At 50.5% G+C, this 11,521-nt stretch carries 7 protein-coding genes; 2 read left to right on the top strand and 5 right to left on the bottom strand.

All coding sequences use genetic code 11. From position 1 onward, the window contains the following. Window positions 1-51: 51 nt before the first annotated feature. On the top strand, window positions 52-2,595 hold the full coding sequence (gene mrcB, locus AB4K05_RS16475) for a bifunctional glycosyl transferase/transpeptidase (protein ID WP_368481024.1): 2,544 nt from the start codon (window positions 52-54) through the stop codon (window positions 2,593-2,595). A 21-nt stretch (window positions 2,596-2,616) separates the two neighbouring features. Here mrcB and AB4K05_RS16470 read toward each other — a convergent pair whose 3' ends face one another. The 5 genes from AB4K05_RS16470 to AB4K05_RS16450 form a co-directional block, all read right to left on the bottom strand. Continuing rightward, window positions 2,617-3,738: a fimbrial protein gene (locus AB4K05_RS16470; RefSeq protein WP_368481023.1), complete on the bottom strand. Its 1,122-nt coding sequence runs from the start codon at window positions 3,736-3,738 to the stop codon at window positions 2,617-2,619. 11 nt (window positions 3,739-3,749) lie between these two features. Further along, on the bottom strand, window positions 3,750-4,298 hold the full coding sequence (locus tag AB4K05_RS16465; RefSeq protein WP_368481022.1) for a fimbrial protein: 549 nt from the start codon (window positions 4,296-4,298) through the stop codon (window positions 3,750-3,752). A 33-nt stretch (window positions 4,299-4,331) separates the two neighbouring features. Next, complete coding sequence (locus tag AB4K05_RS16460) at window positions 4,332-6,899, bottom strand: fimbria/pilus outer membrane usher protein (protein WP_368481021.1); 2,568 nt, start codon at window positions 6,897-6,899, stop codon at window positions 4,332-4,334. Continuing rightward, the gene (locus tag AB4K05_RS16455) at window positions 6,853-7,545 is read right to left on the bottom strand and encodes a fimbria/pilus periplasmic chaperone (RefSeq protein WP_368481020.1); all 693 of its coding nucleotides are present in this window, start codon (window positions 7,543-7,545) and stop codon (window positions 6,853-6,855) included. Before AB4K05_RS16455 ends, AB4K05_RS16460 begins: the two co-directional genes overlap by 47 nt. A 198-nt stretch (window positions 7,546-7,743) precedes the next feature. Continuing rightward, window positions 7,744-8,268, bottom strand: a complete 525-nt coding sequence (locus tag AB4K05_RS16450; RefSeq protein WP_368481019.1) for a fimbrial protein — start codon at window positions 8,266-8,268, stop codon at window positions 7,744-7,746. A 1,014-nt stretch (window positions 8,269-9,282) separates the two neighbouring features. Here AB4K05_RS16450 and fhuA point away from each other — a divergent pair. After that, complete coding sequence (gene fhuA, locus AB4K05_RS16445) at window positions 9,283-11,502, top strand: ferrichrome porin FhuA (protein WP_368481018.1); 2,220 nt, start codon at window positions 9,283-9,285, stop codon at window positions 11,500-11,502. Window positions 11,503-11,521: the final 19 nt, after the last annotated feature.

Here is an 11,521-nt window from a genome sequence, read left to right as displayed (position 1 = left end):
CCGAAGAATTGAAAATCAGGCCTTTATGCCTGAATGTTGCGGAGAGAAAGCATGGCGGGGAATGACCGCGAGCCGATTGGACGAAAAGGTAAGCCTGCACGTCCGGCGAAACAAAAGGTAAGCCGTCGACAGCTCAGAGATGATGAGTATGACGACGATTATGATGACGATGACTACGAAGAGGAAAAACCGCGTTCGCGTAAAGGCGGCGGTAAAGGGGGAAAACCACGCGGCAAACACCGTTGGTTCTGGTTCCTGCTCAAACTCGGCATCGTCTTTGCGGTATTGATGGCCATTTATGGCGTCTACTTGGATCAAAAAATCCGCAGCCGTATCGACGGTAAAGTCTGGCAGCTTCCTGCGGCGGTATATGGCCGTATGGTTAACCTCGAGCCAGACATGACCATCAGCAAAAATGAGATGGTTCAGTTGCTGACGGCGACCCAGTATCGTCAAGTGACGGCGATGACGCGGCCGGGTGAGTTTACCGTGCAGGCCAACAGCATTGAGATGATCCGCCGCCCGTTTGATTTCCCGGACAGCAAAGAAGGGCAGGTGCGCGCGCGTCTGACCTTTGATGGCAATCATCTGGAAACCATCGAGAACATGGACAGCAACCGCCAGTTCGGTTTCTTCCGTCTCGACCCGCGCCTGATCACCATGATGTCCTCGCCAAACGGCGAACAGCGTCTGTTTGTTCCGCGCAACGGTTTCCCTGATTTGTTGGTCGATACGCTTATTGCCACCGAAGATAGGCACTTCTACGAGCATGATGGCATCAGCTTCTTCTCGATTGGTCGTGCCGTGCTGGCGAACCTGACTGCGGGTCGTACGGTGCAGGGGGCAAGTACGCTGACCCAGCAGTTGGTGAAAAACCTGTTCCTCTCCAGCGAGCGTTCTTACTGGCGTAAAGCGAATGAAGCGTACATGGCGCTTATCGTCGATGCGCGTTACAGCAAAGACCGTATTCTTGAGCTGTACATGAATGAGGTGTACCTCGGTCAGAGCGGCGACAATGAAATTCGCGGCTTCCCGCTGGCGAGCCTCTATTACTTTGGCCGCCCGGTCGAAGAGCTGAGTCTCGATCAGCAGGCATTGCTGGTGGGAATGGTGAAAGGGGCGTCGGTTTATAATCCGTGGCGTAACCCGAAACTGGCTCTGGAACGTCGCAACTTGGTGCTGCGCCTGCTGCAACAGCAGAAGGTTATCGACCAAGAGCTCTACGACATGCTGAGCGCCCGTCCGTTAGGCGTACAGCCGCGTGGCGGGGTGATTTCACCGCAGCCTGCGTTTATGCAGATGGTACGCCAGGAGCTACAGGCGAAGCTTGGCGACAAGGTGAAAGATCTTTCCGGCGTGAAAATCTTCACCACCTTTGACTCGGTGGCGCAGGATGCGGCAGAGAAAGCGGCAACCGAAGGCATTCCGGTGCTGAAGAAACAGCGCAAGCTGAGCGATCTGGAAACCGCGATGGTGGTCGTTGACCGCTTCAGTGGCGAAGTGCGCGCGATGGTCGGCGGTGCGGAACCACAGTTTGCCGGTTACAACCGCGCGATGCAGGCGCGTCGTTCGATTGGTTCTCTGGCAAAACCGGCGACCTATCTGACGGCATTAAGCCAGCCTAATCAGTATCGCCTGAACACCTGGATTGCCGATGCGCCGATTGCCCTGCGTCAGCCAAACGGCCAGGTGTGGTCACCGCAGAACGACGATCGCCGTTACAGCGGTCAGGTGATGTTGGTGGATGCGTTGACGCGTTCTATGAACGTGCCGACCGTCAACCTCGGGATGGCGCTGGGTCTGCCAGCGGTGACCGATACTTGGCAGAAACTGGGGGCGCCGAAAGATCAGCTTAACGCCGTTCCAGCTATGCTGCTGGGGGCGCTGAACCTGACGCCTATCGAAGTGGCACAGGCGTTCCAGACTATCGCCAGCGGCGGTAACCGCGCACCGCTGTCGGCGCTGCGTTCGGTGATTGCTGAAGACGGCACGGTACTGTATCAAAGCTTCCCGCAGGCCGAGCGTGCTGTTCCGGCGCAGGCGGCGTACATGACGCTATGGACGATGCAGCAGGTTGTTCAGCGCGGTACGGGTCGTCAATTGGGCGCGAAATATCCGAATCTGCATTTGGCCGGGAAAACCGGGACCACCAACAATAACGTCGATACTTGGTTTGCCGGGATTGACGGGCGTGAAGTGGTGATTACGTGGGTAGGTCGCGATAACAACCAGCCAACCAAGCTGTACGGTGCGAGCGGGGCGATGTCTATCTATCAGCGCTATCTGGCGAGCGAATCGCCGATTGCGTTGGATCTGACGGCGCCTGAAGATATCGTCAACATGGGCGTTGATGATAACGGCAACTTTATCTGCGGCGGCGGTGGCGTACGTATGCTGCCGGTCTGGACGACCGATCCGGATGCGCTCTGCCAGCAAAGCCAGCAGCAGATTGAACAGCAGCAGTCAGCGAATCCGTTTGATTCTTCTTCCTCACAGCCTCAGCAGCAGCAACAGCAGCAGCCGGCGCAGCAACAAGAGAAGAAGGATAGTGATGGCGTCGCTGGCTGGATTAAGGATATGTTCGGCGGGAATTAATGCCCGCCGCCGTTGCTGCGGTTAGTTATAGGTAAACGTCAGGGTCCCAGAGGCATTAGCCTTGCCTGCGGTCACGGTCTCTGCCGTCTGGAAATACTGGGCGGTAAATGTCAACTCGTTGCTGGCAAGCGCGCCTCCGGGGCTATTTGGTGCTCCGAAGATTTGATAGGGCACCGCTCCCTCACCATCCGAGGTGGCGAATGTTCGTTGAGACAAAAATATCTGCTGCGGGGTATTCAGATGCAATATCCCGACGTTAGATAAAATCAACTGAACGCCTACGCCGGTGGCGGCGCCTTCTTCTTGGGTCAGAGCGATAACGTCGTTATTATGATTGTAGCCGCTGGCGGGCGTAGCGTTCAGGCTGATTGCGACATTGGTGCCGGGTTCGCAGGCAAGCGTCATTTTCTGTGCCGCCCCCGTGCCTGATATCGCATTGCCGTAGGATTTAAAGAGTGAAATGCTCTTGTGGCCCATATCAAACTTTAGGCTACTGGTGCTAGCGGTGCAGCCCATGGGAGTGAGTTGTAGGGTTGTGTCCCCAGACATGTTGACGTTTATTGCACTTGACTGTGAACTGGATCGGCTATCGTTAATTTTGAGGGTGGCGAGCGTACCTGAAAAACGCAAGCTACTGTTTGAGGGTACTTGTCCTCCTAGGCTTATTAATTTCAGCCGATATGAAGGGGTAAAATCAACGTTATCAGCAAAGTCGAAGATGCCATCGTTTGTCCTACCAAGAGAAAATGAAGTGCTCTCAACATAGGCCGTGACATCTACCGACTTGTCGTGTAGTCCATTCGTCCAGACGATATTCGGCGTGACAGAAAGTTGTATGCCGATATTGGGGACAGCGGTTTGGTATATCTGATCGCTACCGCCTGTGGTAATGATACCGCTCGTGGTGGCATCGCTGCTCCAGGTTAAGTGGCCTGTTACGTCTCCCTTACAGTCCTGGATGTGGCCTTTTGTACTGCGCTTTTCTCCGCTGTCGTACAGTACGGTGCCGGAGGTGTAGCTTCCGGCTTTGAGCAGTATTTGTGCGGGGAGCGTGATATTGGTAGACGACAGTGAGCTAGTCCCACACCCCCAGCTATAGCCCGGAATCATCAACGCTAGCAGAAATAACTCGAATACTTTCATCAACTTCTCCCTTATTTGTAACTAACGTTAAAGGTGACGGTGGTACTGAATTGTCCCCCGGTGACATCGCCATACGGGGTGTACAGGCGCGCTATCATTTTAAACGTATTGCTGTCTGCATCCTTGATAAACGGGAATTCGTAAGCGTCGCCGTTCCCCAGTGGGGCAAATGTCTGGCCTCCTTCAGTAGACGTAAACAGTTGCAGACCGACGCCGCCAGCGGCGCTCTCACCGCTGATTTTATTTTTATAAATCATCGTGTACGTTGCATCGTAGGGATCGCCACTGAAGGTTATTGTGGCGGAGGCGATGTTGTCGGTACATCCCGAAAATTGCAGTGAAACTAATGTGTAGGGGCCGTTACCGCCGGGTCTTCCTTTGAGGTACTGTGTGCCAATTGTACCGAGATTGATGTTGTCCGATGGCAGAACAGCCACATTGCACGAAACCGCGTCAATGGTACCTGTGACATCAAAAAACACCGTGCTGCTTTCGTCATACGCCTGCGCGGATGCGCAGATAAACAGCAGCGCACAGAGTAAAATGTGGTTTTGTTTCATCGTTGTTTTCCCGTAGAACCCAAGTTGATAGGGTTACTGACATTCCGCCTTCGCCACGATGATGTCATCGGCAAGCGCTTGAATGGAGAAGTCATAGGTCGCATAGCATTGCTGATAGCTCTCTTTTCCCCAGCGGACAGCAATCGCGCCTTTTTCTGCCAGCCCCGCCAGATAGACCTGTCCATCATCACCCACGATGCTCGTTTGCGGGTCGCCAACTCTGTCGTCGTTTTCCATCGACCTGTTTGAGACAACCGCGCCGAAGGGGACGTATTTACCCCGGTAATGCAGGGTGAGCATGGCGCGATAACCCACGACAGCGGCGTAGCTAACTTTGACTATCGCACCGCGTGTTGGGACGACGGTCTTCGCCACATTATCCACTTCAGCATTGCTTTGCTGCTGGGTTTCATCGAGTGCGACGCTGTTTTGATGATAGGAACGGGCGTACGGCACAATGGCGTAGCCTGAGGCATCGGTGGTGACGTTGGTTTGTCCTCGCACCGCAATACCTTTGACGCCTGAGGTTTCTACCAGTACCGCTTGGTCGCTCAATGTGCGACCAAGGGTCAGTCCGCCAGCGTGGAGGAGCATGCCGCCGCGTAGGCCATAGTTGTAATGAGTACTGTAATTGTCGTAGCCATAACCGGCGGTGATTTCGCCCTGAGAGCCTTGGTACCCCATGTTCAGGTTACCAGAGGTACTTTTATCTTGAGTGTCATACCCTTCTTGAGCGCTCCAGCTCAATGAGCGATCCTCAAATGCCGTGCCGTTGAGCCCGATGCTGTGCGTGGCGTTACCGCTGCGGCTATCGTTCAGGCTGTACTGTGCACTTATATCGCTGCCGAACGGAATGCTGACTGTGAGTGAAATCACACTGTCGCTGGTGGGTTTCTCGTTGTCACCGCTAGGCGCGTTGCGGTTATACGAATAGTTTAAAAAGTACGAAATATTGCCCCAGGTATTGCTGTAGCCCGCGCTTAGCGAATCCATGCTCGAGCTGTCCCAATAGGAGGTGTTGATCAGGGACAACGATATGGAACCCAACTGTTCGAAAAACTGCGAAATTGAAACATCAAAACGGTTACGTGGGCGACCTGATAGGTAGTAGATGGAACTGTCGGTCACTGAGCTATTGATGAAGTCTTGAAATGAATAGTAGCCACTGGTGGAATAGCGGTATCCGGCTACCGAGAAGTTTGTCCCGGTCTGGACAACGTTTTTACTGTAACGCAGACGTAATGACTGGCCGCTGCTGGTGTTTTTTTTGCTTACGTCATTGGTACGCTCTTCAATATCAGCCCAGGCTTGCGAGATGTCGAAGGAAAGCGCGCCGATTTCCCCAAGGTTGAAGCCAGAGCCGAGCAATAGGTTGGTATAGCTGTCTTCTGCCTGCTGAAAACCGCCGTAGAGGGTGATATTGTTGGTCGCTCCCCAAGCAGCAGAAGATTGGATAAAACGATAATCTTTGGTGCTGACGTTACTGGCGGATTTGGTTTTCCCGCTGTTGAAAGCATAGTTAAACCGTCCCTCGCGCTGTAATACCGCGAGGGCGGCATAGGGCACCACAAAGCTTTGCTGACTGCCGTCAGACTCTTTCACCACTACGGTCAAATCGCCGGCGCTGCCGGTCGGGTAGAGATCGGTAATTTCAAAAGCACCGGGTGGGACGGTGGTTTTATAGATATTGTTGCCGTTCTGATATACGGTGACGTCCGCTGTACTCCTTGCTACACCGCGGATCGTTGGTGCAAAGCCCTGCATACTGTCTGGCTGCATCTCGTCATCGGAGTTGAGTTGTACCCCGGTGAAACTAACGCTATCAAATATGCCAGACGTGGTGTATGTCTGGCCTATCATTAGTTGGCTTTTCAGGAAGGTCACGTCGCGGGCAATATAGCTGTAGACCGATTCCCACTGATTTCCACTGTCGTCGTGGTTTAAGGTACTGTAGTTACGTAAACGCCAGCGGCCTAGGTTTAACCCAGGTTGCAGGCTGATAAACTGGCTATCGCTATTCCCTTCGCCGTTTCGCGAGGAGCTGGATTGTCCTGAAATATTGTAGTTCAGCAGTGCAGCGTTGATGCCGTCCTGCCACTGCTTTTCTGGCACATAACCTTGAGGGCGGTTTAGCAATGCCACTTGTGGGAACGTGAGGTCGATGCGCTGGTGTTCGAGCGCGACGTTTACCTCAGACCCCGGAATGGCAGACAGTAGGGCACAGTCGGATTCGGCGACAAACAGCGTCGAGTAATCCTCGACTTTGACACCCCAGTCAACTAAGTGCTGACGATCAAAACAGGGTTGGACCGTACTGTCCTGATTGTCACGCACTTTCTTAAAGGTCAACTTTCCGGTGTCGATATAGTGTCCGTTAACGTAGATATCCAGCGTGTAATCACCAGGGGTCACTGAGTCGCTGGATATCCATGACAGATCAACCGCTGTCGCGTTGGTTTCGGTTGTTTCAAGTAGATGAGGGTTAAAATACTCCTCAGCATTGACCCGAAACACGGCAACAGGTAAGCAGAAAAGTAAAATAACCGTTCTGCGTTTAACGAACGGAAGCGTTGTATTGGTTATCGGACATGCCATAATCATTGATAACACTCCATGTTACCTGTTGTTTTCCTGACGAGCCAAATCCCGTTGGTAGAGGAATAGTGAGATCTCTATTAGGTGCGACAAACCAGCCACCCGGAATATCCTTGCCGCCATAGTTGATTCGCGAAAAATTGATATAATAAGATGAAGTGTTTTTTACTCTGATTGCTCCATCTTCCTTGTACCATTGCAGTTGTGCAGCAACTTTCTCTGGCGAAGAGTTTTTTAATGATTCGGGGCGATAGATAAATTTAATTCTTGAATTAATGGCGAACTGCACTACGTTTTCGCTTTCTTTCGGCGCATTTTCCAATGCGGGAATGCCTTTGATATTTAGCCAGAACATCGATTCACGATCTTCAGGCAATGGACTCCCTGTACGTACAATACGCACAAATCCCTGCCCACCTGCTTTTAACTTAAATAGCGGTGGCGTAATGACAAAGGTATCCTTTGATGGAGATGAAGCGTCGACAGGTGATAGCCACGATTGCACAATATTGGTTGTCTTATCTTTGTTCTCGACACCAATACTGGTATTTTTTTTCGCACCGTCAAAAATAACTCGCGTGGCCTCAACGACAACGCTGGCATGAGTGGTACTGATGAAAAGGAGTAACAGCAAGCAATAATACTTTCGCATATGCAGTACCTGTAAAACGAAAACGACCTGTAGGTAATCCCGTTAGGTTATTCTGTCTATTGAGTTCGGATTGTCAGGACAGCGCGTGAAAAAACTCAGTCGATTTTCGTTTTAATTTCCAGCGCTGCCTGTAGTTACTTGAACTGTCAAAAATAATCTTGCCTGTTGAGAGACGCCAGCCTCTCGCAATGTGACAGATTAGTAATAGGTAACGTTATAAGTGACGGTGCTGGTTACGCCACCTTTACCTACAGTACCGACTTTAGCCATTTTGACTACGTAAGGCACAATCGCAGCACCGCTGGAAATATCAATTTCGCTGCCTTCTGTGTGACTTTTCACCGCCTTACCAGACGCGCCGCTGCTCCCCTCGTAAATGGCGATGGCAACGCCCGTTGCGGCTCCGGCATTTTTAAAGTAATCAGGATTGGTAGTATCGGTATCGCCGTCAATGGTGATTTTGGCTTTTGTGGGTACACCTTCACCGGTGGTAGGGCAGCCTGTTAAGTCAATTTTGAAATCTTTAGCCGCGCTGAAGGAGTTGGCCTCAAGGTCGGTCTTGGAGACGCTACCCATCTCAACCGTTGTGGTACCGCCATCAAGTGCTACCGAACAGGTTGCATCCAGTACCGTACCATTAAAGGTGATGGTGTTAGCTGCTTGCGCTGCGCCCACACTGCCAGCAGCAACAAGTCCGGCAATTAATGTTAATTTTATGTCCATGCGAATAATATCCTATATAAATATTAGTTAGTTATGTACGTTAAGGATTCCTTAAGCGAGACAGAATGCCAAAGTTACATAAACCAACTGATTAACACTCGGTGGATTAATCATTGGTATTAATATTAATGCTAGCTCATCATTCCGTTGAATGGTTTATTACGTTGAATAATTTGCCACTATGGAATATGAATTATATTTAATACCCCTGATCAACAAAATATCGTATCACAGGAAAATAATAGGGGCAATATTTCTGCTAGCGATCGTAATACAACAACTTGGTAGCTATTTATCATGGTGGTGTTTCATGAGGGGGGTATTTCTTGAATGTTTGTTTTTAATTCCCCCCCCCATTTCTTACATTGACTATTTTGTATTGTTTTAGTTTTATTAATATTGCAATGAAGTAAAAATAATGGATTAATATAAAAATAGATGTTATTGGTGTTGTTGATGATTGCAATATATTAATTAACACGGTGAATGTTTATGGGTGCTATATTGCCATTAATATAAGATAAAACGTTGGTTATTTTAATTATCCCTCTTGTGGATAATGGTATGAGATTTTTATGAACGTACTTATGGGGTCGTGGGAATGTTCAAAAGATATTATCGGCTGATTGATTTTTTTATCCACTGAAGAGTGCCTGCAATGAGTAATTATATTGCTTAAGCCGATATCAATAATGTAGTCATATCTATAAACAATACATTTTAACGCACACGATCTGGTTGGCCTGAGATAGCGTTAGCATTGTTAGGCATGGTGCGCTAGTTGGCGGCACAAGCAACTTATCAGGTCTACATCAACATGGGAGAGCATTCATCCATACAGGCAATCTGTGTTAAATTTTTAACCCTTTCTTTTCATCTGGTTATTTCTTAACCCCTTAGTTTTAGTAGGGTCGCGTATTGCTTGCTATAGCAACAGCGTTTCGAATATCATTCCTGTGGTTATAATAATAATTCTCGTTTACGTTATCATTCACTTTCATCAGAGATATACCAATGGCGCGTCTTAAAACTGCTCAGCCAATCCACTCGCTGCGTAAAATCGCAGTCGTAGTCGCCACGGCGGTTAGCGGCATGTCTGTTTACGCACAGGCTGCAGAAAAACCTAAAGAAGAAACCATCACCGTTACCGCGGCTCCTACGACCCAAGAAAGTGCTTGGGGCCCGGCAGCAACGATTGCTGCAAAACACTCGGCAACGGCAACCAAAACGGATACTCCGATTGAGAAGACGCCACAGTCTGTTTCGGTGATTACCCGTCAAGAGATGGATATTCGTCAGCCAACGACTGTGAAGGATGCGATGGCCTATACGCCAAGCGTCTTCTCCACTCGTGGTAGCTCTTCTACTTATGATGTTGTTTCCATTCGTGGTTTCACAGCACCTACCACCGTTAATACCAACCAATATCTGGATGGTATGAAGCTTCAGGGTAATAACTACTCTGAAATTTCGATGGACCCTTATTTCTTGGAACGCGTTGAAGTTATGCGCGGGCCAACTTCTGTGCTGTACGGTAACAGCAACCCGGGCGGTATTGTCAGCATGGTCAGCAAGCGTCCGACCACTGAACCGCTGCGTGAAATCCAGTTCAAAATGGGCACGGATAACCTCTGGCAGACCGGTTTTGACTTCAGCGATGCTATTGATGACGATGGCGTCTGGTCCTACCGCCTGACCGGTTTAGGCCGCAGTCAGGATGCCCAGCAGGATATGGTTAAATCCAGCCGTTACGCCGTTGCGCCTTCCTTTAGCTGGCGCCCGGATGATAAAACCAACTTCACTTTCCTGAGCAACTTCCAAAGCGATCCGGATGCGGGTTACTACGGTTGGCTGCCGCGTGAAGGTACCGTGGTACCGTACGTTGATGCCAACGGCAACTCACACAAGCTGCCGACCGATTTCAACGAAGGTGAAAGAGATAACAAGATGCAGCGTCGCCAGCAGATGGTGGGCTACAACTTCTCGCACGAATTTAATGACACCTTCACCGTGCGCCAGAATCTGCGCTATGACCAAGTGAAAACGCTTTACCGTTCTGTCTACGGCTTTGGCTACGATGGCGCTGGTAATATCAACCGTAACTACGTTCGTTCTGACGAAGATCTCAACACCTTCACCGTCGATACTCAGTTGCAATCCAACTTTGCCACCGGTGATGTTGGCCATACGCTGCTGACTGGCGTCGATTACTCGCGTATGCGTAACGACATTGATGCGCTGTACGGTTCCGCTGATTCTCTGAATATGCTGAATCCGCAGTACGGCAATGCGAACATTAACGTGAGCGGTCCGTATGCTAAATACCAGGTTCTGAACCGTATGGAGCAGACCGGCCTGTACGCGCAGGATCAGATGGAATGGGACAAATGGGTGCTGACGCTGGGCGGTCGCTATGACTACGCTAAGACCTCAACCCTGACCCGTACCACTGGGACAGAAGCCATGAACCACGATCAGCAGTTCACCTGGCGTGGCGGTATTAACTACCTGTTCGATAACGGTATTACTCCATACTTCAGCTACAGCGAATCTTTCGAACCGACTTCTGGCTCCACCAAAGAAGGCAAGCCGTTCGATCCATCTCGTGGCAAGCAGTATGAAACGGGCGTGAAATACGTACCGAAGGATATGCCGGTTGTGTTGACGGCAGCGATCTACCAGCTGACCAAAAACAAGAACCTGACCTCCGATCCGAACGACGCTACCGGCCTGTACAGTGTACAGACGGGTGAAATTCGTTCTCGTGGTCTGGAACTGGAAGCGAAAGCGGCAGTTAACGAAAATATCAACATCACAGCTGCCTACAGCTATAACGATGCTGAATATACCGAAGACACCATCTTTAAAGGCAAGCGTCCGGCAGAGGTTCCGCGTAATCAGGCTTCTCTGTGGACCGACTATACCTTCTACGATACCGTGCTTAGCGGTCTGACCTTCGGCGCGGGTGTGCGTTATACCGGTTCAACCGTCAGCTACTACAAAAATGACACGACAACCGGCAAGAAAAACGAATCGTTTAACGTAGGCGACTACACCGTGGCTGATGCGATGGTGAAATACGATCTGGGCCGCTTCGGCTTACCGGGTTCGTCCGTTGCCGTTAACGTCAATAACCTGTTTGACCGTGAATACGTTTCCAGCTGCTACAGCGAATACGCTTGCTACTGGGGCGCAGAGCGTCAGGTTGTTGCAACTGCAACGTTCCGTTTCTAACCACCTCCAGGGCGCGGAC

Source organism: Kluyvera sp. STS39-E (assembly GCF_040932435.1).
In the GTDB taxonomy this organism is placed as follows: Bacteria; Pseudomonadota; Gammaproteobacteria; order Enterobacterales; family Enterobacteriaceae; genus Kluyvera.
Note: the sequence above shows the minus strand (reverse complement) of the source record. Positions and strands in the feature narration are given on the sequence as shown.